We start from the raw sequence: 15,642 nt of genomic DNA on the forward strand, positions 1-15,642 counted from the left end.
TTTGGAGACCCCCATGCTTGAGAACCGCATCAAATACCGCCACCTGCAATGCTTCTTAGAAGTGACACGCCAAGGCAGTGTGGTTCGCGCCGCCGATGCCCTATCTTTGACTCAACCAGCAGTCTCCAAGAAACTAAAAGAGTTGGAAGAAATTCTCGGGGTGCGTCTCTTAGAGCGCAGTAAAAAAGGCATCGAGCTAACAGCTTTTGGTAATGTGTTTTTAGAACATGCCAGCACCAGTGTTGCAGCATTGCGTGAAGGGGCTGAACGTGTCGCCCAAGCGCAACAAAAAGGGGTAAGTCACATCAGTATCGGGGTGTTACCTACCGTAGCCACAAGTGTCTTACCTGAAGCAGTAAAACGGTTTCGTGAAGGGGGTGTCGACGCCAGATTGCACTTGGTGACGGGCTCCAACTCCTTGCTTATGAGCCAATTACGCGTGGGTGAACTGGATTTAGTGGTAGGCCGTTTAGGTATGCCAGAAGCCATGTCTGGCCTCTCCTTTCAGCACCTTTATTCAGAGCAAGTGGCCTTTGCTGTTCGCCCTGAACACCCGCTTTTGACGAAATCCAACTTCCAAGTAGCAGACATATCAGATTACACTGTGCTCTACCCACCGAAGGATTCGATTACCGCGCCATCTGTTGATCGATTCCTTTTGTCGCAAGGCGTTGGCAATATTTCAGATCGAATCGACACCATTTCGGACTCCTTTGGTAAAGAGTTCTTACGTATGAGTAATGCGATTTTTATTATCTCCCGTGGTGTTGTTGCCCGAGAAATCGCTGATGGTGAATTAGCAGAACTACCGGTTGATACGAAAGAAACCCTCGGCCCAGTAGGCTTAACCACTCGGGCGGATGCCGCACCTTCAATGCTATTGCAGCTTTTTATGAATGCCGTGCGCGACACAGCCAAAACGTTAGACAATTACTACAATCCTCAAGACCATTAATCGTCTAACTTTTCCTTTGCATTGATTTGGCTTTTGCCAGATAAGGACATTTGATAGACCTATGGGAAACATACTTACCACCACTGCCCCTATTTTCATTCTAATGATTTTGGGCTTCATTGCCGTAAGAACCAAGCTGGTCTCTGAAGATGGCATGGTCAGCATGTCCAAGGTGGTGATCTACTTCACCCTCCCTGCTCTCATTTTCAGCACCCTTGCTCGGATGGAGTTTGACGAGGTCATCATCCCATCGTATTTCTTTGGCTATATGATTGGCTCACTCATCATGCTGTTTGGGGGCTTATTCTTATACAGTAAGATTTTCAAACGCCCTTTGAGCGAATCCACCATTCGGGGCGTGGGCATGGCAAACTCTAACTCTGCCTTCTTCGCTTACCCAGTGATGCTTCTTGCGTTCAGCAACCCGCCCACAGCGGCCTTTACCATGGCGCTGATCATCGAAAACATTGTCGTATTACCCGTGACCTTTATGATTCTAGAATTCAGCTCTTCACAAGGAGGAGACAGAAGCACTTGGTCCATGCTTAAGGCCACCGCAAAACGATTGACAAAAAACCCGCTCATTATTGCGGTCACGGCGGGATTAGTCGCGTCAAATCTCCATGTAGACTTACCTGCCACGGCAGACCGGGTGCTAGTAATGCTGTCTGGCGCCTCTGCGACGCTGGCCTTGATCGTGCTTGGGGGCTCTTTGGTTGGAAATAGCGTTAAAGGAAATGCCCGTGACATTACGATAGTGACTTTCGGAAAGTTAGTGCTTCACCCTATTGCCGTAGGCGTCATGCTGTTTTTGATGCCAGGGGTGGATAAGACGATGATTTTAGGGGGCATCTTAATTGCCGCAGTTCCTATGATGAGCATCTATCCTATTATTGGCAGTGCTTATGGACAGCGCGCCATCTGTGCCAGCACTTTATTAGTCACTACCATCGCTTCTTTCTTTACCTTGATGGTGGTTTTGCAAGTACTGAGCATTCAATAGCTATCAAATACTTATCATTAAAAAAACTGTCCCACATAAAAAAGCCGTCTCGCTTTCGCTGACGGCTTTTTTGTGTCTCTCGTAAATCAGATATAGATTACGAAAGCTTGTTAACCAAACCTTGAATACCCAAGGCATAACCTTGGACACCAAATCCAACAATGATGCCAGTAGCACAAGGGGAAATGTAAGAATGATGACGGAAGGACTCACGGGCGTGAACGTTAGAAATATGCACTTCAATCACAGGCACTTCAGCACCTTTGATGGCGTCATGCAAAGCAATCGATGTATGAGTGTAGGCACCTGGGTTAAATACCACACCTAAGACTTTACCTTCTTTAATAAGACGGCCTGCTTCATGGATGCTATCGATTAGCACTCCTTCATGATTAGACTGACGAAAGTCGATGTCGTGGCCATATTGCTTTGCCGTTTCGATACATAGGGCCTCAACATCCGCAAGGGTTTCGTGCCCGTATTGGTCTGGCTCACGCTGACCAAGAAGGTTCAAATTAGGGCCGTTCATAACGATAATTGTTGCCATAGGATTCTTCCTCAAATAAACAAGCTCATTTCTAAATGAGCGTAAAAACGAGATTATGATCCGGGGTTATTAGCGCCTTGTGCAATGTGATGCTTTAACATTGCTATGGCTCCGGGCACATCTCCTTGCATGATTCTTTCTAGCAATTCTTTATGCTCCCCAAGGGATTTGCTTCCCCTAAAGGGACGCTTCTGCAACGCCAGAAGCTGATAACGCATATACTGTTCAATGATGGATCCGTGGTAGCGGATCATCTGGTGAGACCCACAGTTTGCTACCATTGTCATATGAAAGTCTCGGTCAGCACGCTCCCAAGCCTGAACGTGAGCACGCTCATCTTGAAGCATTAACTCTTCCATACAGCTTAAACGATAATGGGCAGCCACCATCTCCGATTTCCATGCAAGCAGGCCCGAAGAATTGGTCATAGACTTTTCAAGTCCCGTGGTTTCTAACATGGTGCGCAGCTCCAGTAGCTCATATAGGTCGTCTTTCGACACCATTTGAACACTGAAACCTTTTTGATCGATGAAGCGCACGAACCCATCCGACACCAGTCGCATCAGTGCTTCGCGCAGTGTATTGACGCTGGCGCCATAACGCGCCTTTAGAAGGTTAAGCTTAAGCTTTGCCCCAGGAGTAAGTTGCCCTGTCATGATGTCGGTACGCAATTGCTCGTACACAGATTGGCCAACTAATTTCTTTTCTACAGTTTCTAGCATGTGCGGATTCGGGCTCTTATGATTTTTTATACCCAAATATCAACTCACTGATATTTAGCGACTGTATTCTAAACAGGAATACAGTCGCTGTTAACTGGCAAACACAATAATAAACATTGCGTTTAAATAAGTGAGCTGACGATCTCGTATTTTTCCCAGAACTCATTCCAAACCGGCTCTATGTTTTGCACTGGCTGTCCGGTGAAGATCTCGAATGCATCAATGCCCTGATAGAAGAAGAGATCGAAACCAGAGACCACTTTTAATCCTGCGCTGTTGGCAGCCATCAGAAACTCTGTGTCGATCGGAGTATAAACCGCATCAAACGCCCAAGACTGATCGCCGAAGTGCTCTGGAGCCAAAGGAATACCTGGTGTGGTGTAATGCCCTACAGGAGTACAGTTAACCAAGCCATCAGCAGCTTTTGCAGCCTCACCAACCGCTTCAGCGGGCACATATCTAGCACTGTATCCCGCTTCATTGATCGCATCGACTAAGGATTGAGCACCGGCAGGATTAAGGTCGGATACCATCACTTCCGTAGCACCCACTTCAAATAAGGCGAAACCAATTGCACGGCCGACACCACCAGCGCCAATAAGCAAAACCTTACCAGCAGGCAAATCCCCTACACGACCACGGTAACCACGAATGAAGCCTGTGTAATCAGTGTTAAAGGCTGAAATCTTGCCATCTTTGATACGAAGAGTGTTGCTGGCACCTGTTTTAAGCACAGCATCATTCACTTCATCAGCGCGCTCAATGGCAATTTGTTTATATGGGAAGGTGACGTTCGTACCTGTAAATCCTTCTACCAACATCTCATCCAGCTTCTTGCTGAAGGCTTCAGGACTACTGTCTGTTGGAATTTGCAGATCATAAGTGACAGGTAGATTGTTTAGAGCACCCAACATTCTGTGCAAAGCAGGAGAACGTGAGGCGTTGATGTTTTGACCAATTAAGCCGAGTTTATACATTATTGTTATCCCCAGGTGGAACGAGGCAGCTTACCGCTGCCAATCTTTCAAATATTGAATATTAGCAAAAGTATCCTATATTTTTGAAATGGGTCAAATAACGATTTCGTTATATTTGCAACTCAAAAAGTCAATTATGTTTTGTGTAAGCCCTCTAACCCAAGCACGCCACGACTTTGCAGAAACTGAGCTATATTAATACTTATTATGGAATTGCCATTCATTTTTGATATAGTCATCTAAATTTCGTTGCTTCAAGGTACCAAGATGGACATGCAAATCCCCAACCTCAGACACTTGAGAGTCTTTCTTTCGGTGACCGAACTGAAAAGCATTACCCGTGCATCAGAAAGTATCTATTTGTCCCAACCCGCCATCACACAAGCCATTGCCAAGCTAGAAAAGCTACTTGGTGTCTCTTTATTTGAACGGCACTCTGATGGCATGTATCCCACCATTGCAGGGGAAGCTTGGCAAAAGCGTGTGTCACGGGCGTTGGATTATTTAAATGACGCAACAGACGATATTTTAAAAGAGCATAATCCTCGTGATGCGGTGCCTAAGAACATGATGGCTCAAATTAGCACGACCCAACTCAAGGCGTTGGTTGCTGTCTGTGAAGCCCAAAACTTTAGCATCGCAAGCCGTAACCTAGGTGTGTCCCAGTCCTCTGTACACCGTGCCGCCCGGGATCTTGAAAAACTGCTAAGTGTCACCTTATTTGAGAAAAACAGCATTGGTATCAGTGCTACTCGGGCTGCCAAAACCCTATCCAAAGCCACTAAGCTTGCATTCAGTGAGTTGCGCCAAGGGGTTTATGAAATCAATGCCCTGCAGTTTCGAGATGTCAGTACCATCTCCATTGGCAGTATGCCTTTGGCTCGTACCACCATACTGCCGAAATCCATTTTGAAATTTAACGAACGTCATCCGGATGTGAACGTTAAAGTCATCGAAGGCCCCTACCCTGACCTGTTACAGCATTTACGCCAAGGGGATATCGATATGATTTTGGGAGCCCTGCGCTACCCATCTCCTGCGGATGATGTGGTTCAAGAAGCCCTATGGAACCCCCCTTTAGCCATTGTTTGCCGTAAAGGGCATCCGCTGTTATCACAGACTAAGGTAAGTGCCGCCGATCTGGCGAAATACGCTTGGGTAGTACCTGCGGAAAAAACGCCAACAAGACAGGCATTTGAAGCCATCTTTACTGATGCAAACACGCCCAAGCCTTTGCGTATTGTAGAATCCAGCTCACAGATCCTAATTCGAGAATTATTACTTGAAAGTGACCGTTTAACGTTAATCTCGGCTCATCAGGTTGAGCGGGAAATCAATATCAATTTGCTCGACTGTGTTGACTTTCCGTTAGAGCATACACGTCGTCCGATTGGGTTATGTGTCCGTAAAAACTGGCTTCCAACCATAACTCAGTCACATTTTCTATCCGTGCTACGTGATATATCAGAAAATTTCAGGTAGAGATTTTCATACATGCTATGCATATTTTGAATGATGTGCGCGGTTTATCGATTATCGCCTTTTAGACTTGAGTGCTAGATTGAAGCACACAAAAATACGGCTTAAGCCCAACACATCGTGATGATAACAATCAGGAGCGAATAACATGAGAATTTGTATTGCAGGCGCATCTGGCGCGTTCGGCATGAAACACATGGATGCCATTGCGGCAATTGAAGGCGCAGAAGTAATCTCTGTTGTCGGCACTAAACCTGACGCTATTAAAGCCTTCGCAGAAGAGCGCGGCGTTCCACACTACACCACAGATTTAGCAGAAGCATTGGCTCGTGACGACGTTGATGCGGTGATTCTTGCTACCCCTACTCAAATGCACGCCGCACAAACGATTCAGTGTTTGGAAGCAGGCAAGCACGTGATGTCTGAAATCCCAATGGCGGATAATATTGAAGACGCACGTAAAGTTGTTGAAGTACAGAAGCGTACTGGCTTAGTTGCCATGGCCGGCCACACTCGCCGCTTCAATCCTTCACATCAGTGGATCCACAACAAAATCCAAGCTGGCGAACTAAAAGTTCAACAGATGGATGTTCAAACATACTTCTTCCGTCGTTCTAATAAGAATGCTCTTGGCCAAGCTCGTTCTTGGACTGATCACCTACTATGGCACCACGCTTGCCACACAGTAGATTTGTTCCAATACCAAACTGGCGAAGTATCGACTAAAGTACAAGCGCTACAAGGCCCAATCCATGAAGAGCTAGGCATTGCGATGGATATGAGCATTGGTATGAAAGTTCCAAGCGGCGCCATTTGTACTCTGTCTTTGTCTTTCAACAACGACGGTCCTTTTGGTACTTTCTTCCGTTACATCTGTGACAATGGCACCTACATTGCTCGTTACGATGATCTGTATGACGGCAAAGAAAACAAGATCGATCTTTCTGGTGTTGCCGTGTCCAATAACGGTATCGAACTGCAGGATCGTGAGTTCATCGCTGCCATCCAAGAAGGCCGCGCACCAAACTCTTGTGTGACTCAAGCTATCGATGCAATGGAAACACTGCACAAACTTGAACTTTGCCTAGAAGATTAAGTTCCGATATTTTCTATAAAAAGCAGGGCCTAGGTCCTGCTTTTTTGTCTATTTAAATTGTGTACGAGGCGCAACATGGCTGATAAACACTCCCTTTTTCTAGATCCCAAAATCGGCTTGGGCTGTATGAACCTTTCCCACGCATACGGCGTGCCCGTCGAAGAAGACGAGGCCATTAAGGCGCTGCATGCTGCATTTGATATGGGATACCGTCATTTTGACACCGCAACCTTATATGGTGGTGGCCGCAATGAAAGCCTTGTGGGCAAAGCATTAAGCTCTCGTCGTAACGAGTTCTTTCTTGCCAGCAAATGTGGCATGGCGAACGTGGACGGCAAGAAAGAGATTAACGGCCGTCCAGAGAACCTAAAAAAGCAATGTGAAGCAAGTCTAAAGCGCCTAAACACAGATCATATCGATTTGTATTACCTTCATCGCAAAGACCCTGACGTAGCCATTGAAGAGAGCGTTGGTGCTTTAGGCGATCTAGTCAAAGAAGGTAAAATTGGTGCCATTGCCTTATCCGAAGTCTCTGCCGAGACCCTACGTAAAGCCCATCAAGAACACGCCATTGCTGCGTTGCAATCGGAATATTCTTTATGGACACGTAACCCTGAGATTGCATGCCTTGAAGCCACTAAAGACCTAGGGATCACCTTTGTCGCCTTCAGTCCTGTTGCTCGAGGTTATTTAACCGGCGCAGTAAAAGATCGCTCAGATCTGACACAAGGCGATATTCGCTTAAACATGCCACGCTTTGACGACGAACATTACGCACGGAACCTAGCATTATTGAAAGACTATGAGGCACTTGCTAAAAAATGGGGCTACTCCCCTGCTCAGCTAGCCTTAAGCTGGGTGTTGTCACAAGGAGAGCACGTGGTAGCCATCCCAGGAACACGTTTTGTCTCCCATATGGAAGAAAACTTGTCAGCAAGCAGTTTAAAACTTGCAGGGGATCAAGTGGCGGAGCTGAATGAGTTGATCAATCAGAACACTGTTAGCGGTCCTCGTTACAATGCCGCTCAACAGAAAGAAATTGATACGGAAGAGTTCTAACATTTTCCTTAAACAGAAGGCCGCTATGTTTTAGCGGCTTTTTTTTGCTTGGGCCAAACCTGCCTTCTTCTCATACTTGTAGCCTGTTTACTTCCCATGCTTTCCCTCTTAATTAACCATCTACTGAATCAGCGCATCTATCAGTCATTGGATTCTGAGCCAAAATAGCAATACACCGTCTAACAGCATGACTATATCGGTGCACGGACTCCTCTCATTTTTAATGACTTAATATTTCCCATCAAACACCTTGTATAGTTTGTACTAAACATAGGATGGGTATTTTGGTCATATTGCCAAAACCCCTAATCATTAACGCTTTTATCAATAACTGGTTCGCATGTTGCTTATTACAACTCAGTGAGTATCAATAAGATGCATAAGGAGAGCCACATGAGCCAATCTGATTATCCGTTATCTGAAGTACCGCAAAACGCACGCCGAGGCTTATTACCTATGGCATTCGTGCTACTGGGATTTACTTTTTTTACAGCCACCATGTGGGCTGGAGGGACATTAGGGACTGCTTTTTCCTTCTCAGAACTCTTGCTGGTGATTTTAATCGGTAATTTCCTACTGGGAGCTTACGCATCCGCTCTGGCATACATTGCCTACAAAAGTGGTTTAAACAGCGTTCTCATGGGGCGTTATTGTTTTGGCGAAGTTGGCAGTAAATTATCCGACTTTGTTTTAGGTTTTACTCAGATTGGCTGGTATGCCTGGGGGACGGCAACCCTGGCTATTGTGCTTGTTAAAGTTACGGGTATGAGTGAAAGCTGGCAAACACCTCTAATGATTTTGTTTGGCATGGCATTTTGCCTTACCGCAATGGTGGGTTTTAAAGGCATGGATATCCTGTCCCGCGTCGCGGTTCCATTGATGCTGATCTTCATTTTAATCAGTCTATATACGGGTTTGATTGATGTGGGCGGCATGACAGGGCTCCTCAATATAGAAACCACAGAGAGCCTTGGCTTCACCGCTGCCATCACCATAGTCATTGGCACCTTTATCAGTGGCGGCACCCAAGCCACGAACTGGAGTCGCTTTGCAAGCAGCGGCAAGGTTGCCGTGATCGCTACTATGACTGCCTTTTTCGTTGGGAATGGCCTAATGGTACTTACTGGCGCATTGGGCACGCTTATTTACCAGCAAGCAGATATCGTTGACGTGTTGCTGGCTCAAGGCTTTATGGTGTTAGCGGTTCTCATGTTATTTATGAACATCTGGACCACCCAAGACAACACTATTTATAACTTCGCAGTGGCAGGCTGCAATCTACTTCGTACCGATAAGCGTCGAACAGTGACAGTGGTCGGAGCTGCCATTGGTACCCTGTTGGCAGTATTTGGAATGTACAACTTCTTGATTCCATTTTTAGTGTTACTTGGCACCTTTATCCCACCTATTGGCGGCATCATTATGACGGATTTTTGGATGCGCCATAAAGGGCAATACCCTAGCCTTGGGGAAGCCAAGCTACCAGCCTTCCATTGGCCAGGAATCATTGCTTATATGATCGCCTCCGCCGCTGCATACGCTTCTCCTTTCATGCCACCTGTTGTTGGGGTATTTAGCGCTATCCTAGTCTACGGTGCTTTCACCCTAATTATGCAAAACCAACCAAAGGCAGCCGTTACCCAATTATGAGCATCAGTTGTGCCGATATCCCTAAACTCCCCGGCCTAGAGAGCATTAGCTTTCGGGCTGGGCTTACCGGAGGTCAGCGTATTGTGCGCTGGCCTTACGTTGCAGAAAACGAGTCCATTCAAGAATGGGTCAGCGGAGGTGAATTAGTATTTGTCACCGGCATTAATCACACCCGTGATGAATCAAATCTCTGCCAACTTGTGCGTGAAGCCTCTGAGAGTCAGGTTGCAGGCTTGGTGATATTGACCGGCCCTGAATTCATTCAAAAAATCCCTAAATCAGTTTTAGAGCTGGCAAATAAACTACAGGTGCCCTTATTTGAACAGCCCTATGATTTAAAAATGGTCATAGTCACGGAAATCATCAGTAACGCCATTGTCCAAGATAACCTATTGGGCAAATCCATTCGCTTATTTTTGAGCAAGCTCATTAACGGTTTCCAGCAAGCGCCAGAACTCATTCATTTAAGAGCAAAAGACCTAGGTATCAGCAGCCATTCTGCTTTTGTTAGCTTATCTCTCAGCTACCACCAAAGTTCTGAAAATGCCGCATCATCTGCCAACAAGCCCCTTCAGAATTACCAACAAATAGAACAATCCTTAGAAGCACTATTAAGAAGACGCCATATTGAGTGGCCTGTCCTCTCTGATGAAAACGGATTGCTCGCGGTCTGGCCTACTCAGAAAAATGAAATATCAGAGCTATATGAAGACCTAGCTCAACTTCGTGAGCGCCTCCAGTCGGACTTTCCTCAGTTGGACTTATGCATGGGGGTCAGCACTCAAAAACAGGGCTTAGATGAATTATCTCAGGCCGTTGAAGAAGCCAAACAAGCACTACAATTTGCCATAAAGCACCCGCAACAGAAGCTGTTTTTCTATGATCAGCTAGGCATCGCCCAGTTATTTGCCGCCATTCCACAGCGCAATATGCTGGCGGAATTTTGTAAACGTCATTTAGGTTCACTTTGCTTTTGCAGAGATACAGCCAGTACCGAAATGAAAAGCACTTTAGAGCACTACTTCAACCACTTTGGACATTTGCAGCATACCGCTGACGCCATGGGCATTCACCGTAACACACTAAGCTATCGTTTGGGGCGCATCGAACAAAGGCTTGGCTATTCTTTACAGGACCCATTTAGTCGTTTGAATTTACAAAACGCCCTATTGATCGAGCAGATCCTATTTCATCATCATAATTTAGATGAGCAACAACACTCATTGGTCGAAGATTGAGGACACCTATGGAAATCATCAACGCACGATTACGTCATCAGCCTGAACTTTTCACCGTCACCATTAAAGACGGAATTTTCACCCACATCACTCCTCAAACCCAAGCTATCACTATCAGCGAAGGGCAAATTGATGCCCAGGAAAATCTACTTTGTGCGCCTTTTGTAGAGCCACATATACATTTGGATGCAGCCCTCACCGCGGGACAACCCGAGTGGAACCAGAGCGGCACCTTATTTGAAGGCATTGAGCGCTGGCGCCAACGTAAACCCATGCTCAACGAAGACGATATCTATCAGCGGGTCATATCTACTATTGAGCTTCTGGTACAACAAGGGGTTCAGGCTATCCGAACCCACGCTGATACCACCGACCCCAGTTTAGTAGGCGTTAAAACCCTCTGCGCCATTCGAGATGAATTGAAGGACAAAATTCAAATCCAAGTGGTTGCCTTTCCCCAAGACGGCATGTTGTCGTATCCCAACGGGTTAGCATTAATGGAGCAAGCTTTAGAAGTCGGTGCAGACGTGGTAGGTGGCATCCCCCATTTTGAATACACACGGGAGCTTGGGGAAGAATCCGTAAAAACGTTAATTGGCTTAGCACGTAAGTATGATCGCTTAGTGGATGTTCATTGTGATGAAATAGACGACCCTAACTCGCGCTTTTTAGAATGTCTTGCTTATGAAGCGCTAAAATACGATATGGGCCATAAAGTCACCGCCAGCCACACAACGGCCATGCACTCCTATGACAACGCCTATTGCTCTAAGCTGTTCCGGTTATTGAAGAACTCCAACATCAACTTCATTTCTTGCCCCACGGAAAGCATTCACCTTCAAGGGCGCTTTGATACTTACCCCAAACGCCGGGGCGTCACCCGTGTGAAAGAACTATTAGAAGCCGGTATGAATGTATGCTTAGGGCAGGATTCCATCTTTGACCCATGGTATTCACTAGGTAATGGCAAGCTTTTAAGAACGTTAGATTTTGCCCTACATATCTGCCAGATGATGGGTTACCAAGACTATCGCCAAGCATTAGACCTGATCACTGAAAACAGTGCCAAAACACTGTGCTTGGAAGGCTACGGTATTGCCGTTGGAAACAGTGCGAACTGCATCCTGCTCGAAGGTGAAGACGATTACAGCGTCATTCGACGCCAAGGGGAAGTCCTGCTGTCTATCCGTCAAGGTGAGATTATTATGGAGCGCCAAGCGGCTAAAATACTCACCCCAAATTATGTTAAAACCAATTAAGCGCAGCCCATACGGTCTGCTGCATTCTTAATGCAAAAATAAAGCCGCTTAATTAAGCGGCTTTAGGTTACTAATCAGAATCATCCATTGTCTTCCAGCAGCATAACACCTGCACCAGTATTTGAGATTGGTAAATGGTAGCTGCTGTGTAGAGCAGTCACGGATTGTCCTAACGCGCCACGCATTGCCAGCCACATATTTAACTCCACCCCCTGCGCACCGGCTTTTTCAACCAGCTCATAGTTTGAGTATTGAGTTAATAGCTCAGGCTCATCGACAATCTTTTCCATGCAGTACAGATCAAAAGGTTTATTGATGAATCCGGCGCGTTGACCATCTAACTGGTGCGACAAACCACCGGTGCCCATTACCACAACTTTCTGGTCGCCTTGGAATGAACGAACCGCATCTCCAATCGCTTTACCAAACGCATAGCTACGACTTGGCTTAGGTATTGGGTGCCGCTCACAGTTAATTGCAACTGGAATCACTTTTACATGACCATAGTTATGACCTGGCCACATCAAAGTGAGAGGTACCGTTAAGCCATGATCCACTTTCATTTCTTGGCAAACAGTAATGTCAAAATCATGCTCAATTAAATGATTCACAATGTGCCATGATAACTCCGTTTCGCCTGTGACAGGAGGAATTTCAGCGATCCCCCAACCTTCATCAGCGTTTTCATAGTGTGCGGCGGCGCCTATCGCAAATGTGGGCTTACGATCATGGAAGAACTCTAAACCGTGATCGTTATAAAAGATGATGACAATGTCCGGCTCTTTGCTATAAAGCCATTGTCTTACAGGTGGGTACGCTTCAAAAAACGTTTTCCAGTACGGTGTATCTTCAAGCCCTTGATCCATTGCCACACCAATCGCAGGAATATGAGAAGTGGCGATACCGCCTAATAATTTAGCCATTACACTTCTCCCTGTGCGACAAGAAATGCCTTAAATTCATCCGTTGTCATGCCTGTTTGTAAGCCACCCACATCCTGAACGCTTAAACCAAGCAATCCGGCAAATTTAGCCAAGTAATAGATACTTCCACCTGCTTCCAACATGGCAATGACATCGCGTTTACGCATGGCATCTTTTTGCTCTGAGGTGAGTTCAAATTTCTGGTAGTAGGCCTCTTCGTCCAAACGGAACGCCTCACGTGCTGCTTCGTTGTTGAAGGAATAACACATCTTGTTAAGGGGATAGCCTTTGGTTGCCATGGGTCCATCTAACATAATGGTACCGGGAATATTACTCGCCTTACTCATGTCTTACCTCGTCGTCACAATATTTTTATTCGTTAATCAAAGGTGAAAACAAGAGTATAAGAAGAATGATCAAGCCATTATTTGATATACATCTAGTCTCTAAAGCCCACATCATTGAATAATGACCTACTTTAAAAACCAAAAAAGTAATATAAAAAACAGCGTGATATGAGGCATAAAAAAAGCCACAACAAACTGTTGTGGCTTATAAGTTTTGAATTTCGTGCACCTTGCCCAACTCAGAACAAGGCTTTCATACACTATTTCTCTGGCATGGTGTGCTCAAGGAGCATAAGACCAGAACCAGTATTAGAAATAGGCGCATGATAGTTACGATGTAGCTCTTTCACTTCACCGATTAAAGTACCACGCATCGCGATCAGCATATTCAGCTCAACACCTTGGGCGCCGGCAATTTCTGCTAAATCGTGATTTGAGTACTTAGTTAGGGCTTCTGGATCAGAGACCAGCTTGTCCAAACATTCAATATCAAATTCACGGTTAATGATACCTGCACGCTCACCATCTAGCTGATGAGACATACCACCAGTACCAAATACCGCAACTTTCAAATCTTCATCAAAGGATTGCACCGCACGACCAATCGCTTGACCAAGCGCATAAGTACGCTTTGGTTGCGGCATTGGATGTTGCTCACAGTTAATACAAACCGGAATGACTTTTACATGGCCATAGTTGTGACCAGGCCACATCAGGTTCAATGGTACAGTAAGACCATGATCCACCTTCATTTCTTGACAGATGGTCATGTCAAAGCCGTCTTCAACTAAGCTATTGGCTATGTGCCAAGACAAGTCCGATTCACCTGTCACAGGCGGGATAGTTGGGATACCCCAACCTTCGTCAGCGTTGAAATACTCATCCGCTACACCGATCGCAAAGGTCGGCTTCTTATCAATAAAGAACTCTAAACCGTGATCGTTGTAAAACAGAATGATGACATCAGGCTTCTGTTCGTTGAGCCAGTCTCGTACTGGTGGGTAACCATCAAAAAATGGCTTCCAGTACGGCGTGTCTTCTAATCCATTCGCCATTGCATTGGCAATCGCAGGAATGTGAGAAGTTGTAATACCACCAATAATTTTCGCCATTACACTTCTCCTTTGCCGTTCTTTTCTAACATGGCTTTAAACTCATCCACACTCATACCAGTCTGTAACGCGCCGATATCTTGCATGTTAAGTTTTAATAGCCCTGCGTACTTAGCGAGGTAATAAATACTACCGCCCTCTCTAAGCATAGCGATGATGTCTTTATTTTTGACTGCTTCCTTCTGGGCATCAGTCAGCTTGAACTTATCACAGTAGGCATCTGGGTCAGCATTAAATTCATCACGGGCTTCTTGTCCGTTAAACGAGAAGCACATTTTATTTAAGCCGTAGCCTTTTTTAGCCATGGTGCTATCAAATAGATACGTACCAGGGATGGCTTTTTTTTCATTAGTCGCCATGGGGAGACCTCTTTTTATTCATTCACGGTTGTATGGGATCAGTCCCAGTACAGACGCATTGGATTGTCCACCAATAGCTTTTGTTGAAGCTCAGGGGTGGTGGCAATTTCAGGAATCACATCCACAAGGTGGCCGTCGTCTGGCACATGTGATTTCATATTCGGATGAGGCCAATCCGTGCCCCACAAAACGCGATCAGGGAACTGCTCCACCAAAGTCTTGGCAAACGGAACAACATCTGAATAGTCTGGTGCTTGAAGAGTTAGGCGCTCTGGGCAGCTTACCTTACACCAAACGTTATCATTCTCCGCCATGAAGTTAATGAAGCGTTGGAAATCTGGGTGGTCAACACCATTGGCAACGTCTGGACGCCCCATATGATCCACCACAATCGTAGTACCAAGCTCTTTCAAGAACGGGATCAGCTCTTCCAAGTCAGGAGCCTCGAAGTACACAACAATGTGCCAGCCTAGGGTTTTAATCTTTTCTGCGATCGAAAAGAACACTTCACGAGGAGTACTGTCGACCAGTCGTTTCACAAAGTTAAAGCGCACGCCACGAACACCGGCATCGTGCATTTCTTGCAGTTGTTCAACTGTGAAGCTGTCATCAATAAAAGCAACGCCTCGAGCCAATTCGCCTGCGGTTTGCAACGCATCGATCAAGGCTGCGTTATCAGTACTGTGGCAAGATGCCTGTACAATAACGTTACGAGAAAAACCTAGGTGATCACGCAAGGCAAACAATTGATCCTTGGATGCGTCGCATGGTGTGTACTTACGTTTTGGGTGATAAGGAAACTTATCAGCTGGACCAAATACGTGACAATGAGCATCCACTGCGCCAGCAGGCGCAACATATTTTGGCTTGCTTGGGTTTGGATGAAATGGAAGATAATCTTTATCCATCATAATTA

The 15,642-nt window shown here is 45.8% G+C and carries 16 protein-coding genes; 8 read left to right on the top strand and 8 right to left on the bottom strand.

The genetic code is table 11. From position 1 onward, the window contains the following. Positions 1-13: 13 nt before the first annotated feature. Together pcaQ and ACZ5DR_RS14845 are read left to right on the top strand one after the other, a co-directional pair. Positions 14-955 (top strand): pca operon transcription factor PcaQ, encoded by a 942-nt coding sequence (pcaQ, locus tag ACZ5DR_RS14840; protein ID WP_377368908.1) that lies wholly within the window; start codon positions 14-16, stop codon positions 953-955. 61 nt (positions 956-1,016) lie between these two features. Next, the gene (locus ACZ5DR_RS14845; RefSeq protein WP_377368906.1) at positions 1,017-1,958 is read left to right on the top strand and encodes an AEC family transporter; all 942 of its coding nucleotides are present in this window, start codon (positions 1,017-1,019) and stop codon (positions 1,956-1,958) included. 97 nt (positions 1,959-2,055) lie between these two features. Here the strand turns inward: ACZ5DR_RS14845 and aroQ are convergent, their stop codons facing one another. The 3 genes from aroQ to ACZ5DR_RS14860 all read right to left on the bottom strand — a co-directional run bounded on the left by aroQ (position 2,056) and on the right by ACZ5DR_RS14860 (position 4,204). Then, the gene (aroQ, locus tag ACZ5DR_RS14850) at positions 2,056-2,505 is read right to left on the bottom strand and encodes a type II 3-dehydroquinate dehydratase (protein ID WP_377368904.1); all 450 of its coding nucleotides are present in this window, start codon (positions 2,503-2,505) and stop codon (positions 2,056-2,058) included. A 53-nt stretch (positions 2,506-2,558) separates the two neighbouring features. After that, on the bottom strand, positions 2,559-3,227 hold the full coding sequence (locus ACZ5DR_RS14855; protein WP_377368902.1) for a GntR family transcriptional regulator: 669 nt from the start codon (positions 3,225-3,227) through the stop codon (positions 2,559-2,561). A 122-nt stretch (positions 3,228-3,349) separates the two neighbouring features. Beyond that, positions 3,350-4,204, bottom strand: a complete 855-nt coding sequence (locus ACZ5DR_RS14860; RefSeq protein WP_377368900.1) for a shikimate dehydrogenase family protein — start codon at positions 4,202-4,204, stop codon at positions 3,350-3,352. A 315-nt stretch (positions 4,205-4,519) separates the two neighbouring features. Here ACZ5DR_RS14860 and ACZ5DR_RS14865 point away from each other — a divergent pair, with 315 nt between their 5' ends. The 6 genes from ACZ5DR_RS14865 to codA all read left to right on the top strand — a co-directional run bounded on the left by ACZ5DR_RS14865 (position 4,520) and on the right by codA (position 11,985). Continuing rightward, positions 4,520-5,686: a LysR family transcriptional regulator gene (locus ACZ5DR_RS14865; protein WP_464543741.1), complete on the top strand. Its 1,167-nt coding sequence runs from the start codon at positions 4,520-4,522 to the stop codon at positions 5,684-5,686. A gap of 145 nt (positions 5,687-5,831) precedes the next feature. Next, entirely contained in the window at positions 5,832-6,779 is a 948-nt protein-coding gene (locus tag ACZ5DR_RS14870; protein ID WP_377368896.1) for a Gfo/Idh/MocA family oxidoreductase, read from the top strand. A 75-nt stretch (positions 6,780-6,854) separates the two neighbouring features. Beyond that, positions 6,855-7,838 (top strand): aldo/keto reductase, encoded by a 984-nt coding sequence (locus ACZ5DR_RS14875; RefSeq protein WP_377368894.1) that lies wholly within the window; start codon positions 6,855-6,857, stop codon positions 7,836-7,838. 393 nt (positions 7,839-8,231) lie between these two features. Then, the gene (gene codB, locus ACZ5DR_RS14880; protein ID WP_377368892.1) at positions 8,232-9,488 is read left to right on the top strand and encodes a cytosine permease; all 1,257 of its coding nucleotides are present in this window, start codon (positions 8,232-8,234) and stop codon (positions 9,486-9,488) included. Then, on the top strand, positions 9,485-10,726 hold the full coding sequence (locus ACZ5DR_RS14885) for a PucR family transcriptional regulator (RefSeq protein WP_377368890.1): 1,242 nt from the start codon (positions 9,485-9,487) through the stop codon (positions 10,724-10,726). Before codB ends, ACZ5DR_RS14885 begins: the two co-directional genes overlap by 4 nt. 8 nt (positions 10,727-10,734) lie before the next feature. Continuing rightward, positions 10,735-11,985 (top strand): cytosine deaminase, encoded by a 1,251-nt coding sequence (gene codA, locus ACZ5DR_RS14890; RefSeq protein ID WP_377368888.1) that lies wholly within the window; start codon positions 10,735-10,737, stop codon positions 11,983-11,985. An 80-nt stretch (positions 11,986-12,065) separates the two neighbouring features. Here codA and ACZ5DR_RS14895 read toward each other — a convergent pair whose 3' ends face one another. The 5 genes from ACZ5DR_RS14895 to ACZ5DR_RS14915 all read right to left on the bottom strand — a co-directional run bounded on the left by ACZ5DR_RS14895 (position 12,066) and on the right by ACZ5DR_RS14915 (position 15,637). Then, positions 12,066-12,908 carry a class III extradiol dioxygenase family protein gene (locus tag ACZ5DR_RS14895; RefSeq protein WP_377368886.1) on the bottom strand — a complete coding sequence of 281 codons (843 nt, stop codon included), beginning with the start codon at positions 12,906-12,908 and terminating at the stop codon, positions 12,066-12,068. After that, a complete protein-coding gene (locus ACZ5DR_RS14900; protein ID WP_377368884.1) occupies positions 12,908-13,255 on the bottom strand; it encodes a protocatechuate 4,5-dioxygenase subunit alpha in 348 nt (115 codons plus the stop codon). The genes ACZ5DR_RS14895 and ACZ5DR_RS14900 overlap by 1 nt, the downstream gene beginning before the upstream one ends. A 260-nt stretch (positions 13,256-13,515) precedes the next feature. Continuing rightward, the gene (locus tag ACZ5DR_RS14905; protein ID WP_377368882.1) at positions 13,516-14,367 is read right to left on the bottom strand and encodes a class III extradiol dioxygenase family protein; all 852 of its coding nucleotides are present in this window, start codon (positions 14,365-14,367) and stop codon (positions 13,516-13,518) included. After that, on the bottom strand, positions 14,367-14,726 hold the full coding sequence (locus tag ACZ5DR_RS14910; RefSeq protein WP_377368880.1) for a protocatechuate 4,5-dioxygenase subunit alpha: 360 nt from the start codon (positions 14,724-14,726) through the stop codon (positions 14,367-14,369). Before ACZ5DR_RS14910 ends, ACZ5DR_RS14905 begins: the two co-directional genes overlap by 1 nt. A gap of 38 nt (positions 14,727-14,764) precedes the next feature. Then, positions 14,765-15,637, bottom strand: coding sequence for an amidohydrolase family protein (locus ACZ5DR_RS14915; RefSeq protein WP_377368878.1), 873 nt, complete (start codon positions 15,635-15,637; stop codon positions 14,765-14,767). Between the last annotated feature and the right edge of the window lie 5 nt (positions 15,638-15,642).

This window comes from Marinomonas vaga, assembly GCF_055388305.1.

Coding starts and splice junctions, on each gene's coding strand:
- ACZ5DR_RS14900 (WP_377368884.1), bottom strand. CDS start 13,255: ATGAGTAAGGCGAGTAATATTCCCGGTACCATTATGTTAGATGGACCC.
- aroQ (WP_377368904.1), bottom strand. CDS start 2,505: ATGGCAACAATTATCGTTATGAACGGCCCTAATTTGAACCTTCTTGGT.
- ACZ5DR_RS14860 (WP_377368900.1), bottom strand. CDS start 4,204: ATGTATAAACTCGGCTTAATTGGTCAAAACATCAACGCCTCACGTTCT.
- ACZ5DR_RS14845 (WP_377368906.1), top strand. CDS start 1,017: ATGGGAAACATACTTACCACCACTGCCCCTATTTTCATTCTAATGATT.
- ACZ5DR_RS14870 (WP_377368896.1), top strand. CDS start 5,832: ATGAGAATTTGTATTGCAGGCGCATCTGGCGCGTTCGGCATGAAACAC.
- ACZ5DR_RS14855 (WP_377368902.1), bottom strand. CDS start 3,227: ATGCTAGAAACTGTAGAAAAGAAATTAGTTGGCCAATCTGTGTACGAG.
- ACZ5DR_RS14875 (WP_377368894.1), top strand. CDS start 6,855: ATGGCTGATAAACACTCCCTTTTTCTAGATCCCAAAATCGGCTTGGGC.
- ACZ5DR_RS14915 (WP_377368878.1), bottom strand. CDS start 15,637: ATGATGGATAAAGATTATCTTCCATTTCATCCAAACCCAAGCAAGCCA.
- ACZ5DR_RS14895 (WP_377368886.1), bottom strand. CDS start 12,908: ATGGCTAAATTATTAGGCGGTATCGCCACTTCTCATATTCCTGCGATT.
- ACZ5DR_RS14905 (WP_377368882.1), bottom strand. CDS start 14,367: ATGGCGAAAATTATTGGTGGTATTACAACTTCTCACATTCCTGCGATT.
- pcaQ (WP_377368908.1), top strand. CDS start 14: ATGCTTGAGAACCGCATCAAATACCGCCACCTGCAATGCTTCTTAGAA.
- codA (WP_377368888.1), top strand. CDS start 10,735: ATGGAAATCATCAACGCACGATTACGTCATCAGCCTGAACTTTTCACC.
- codB (WP_377368892.1), top strand. CDS start 8,232: ATGAGCCAATCTGATTATCCGTTATCTGAAGTACCGCAAAACGCACGC.
- ACZ5DR_RS14885 (WP_377368890.1), top strand. CDS start 9,485: ATGAGCATCAGTTGTGCCGATATCCCTAAACTCCCCGGCCTAGAGAGC.
- ACZ5DR_RS14910 (WP_377368880.1), bottom strand. CDS start 14,726: ATGGCGACTAATGAAAAAAAAGCCATCCCTGGTACGTATCTATTTGAT.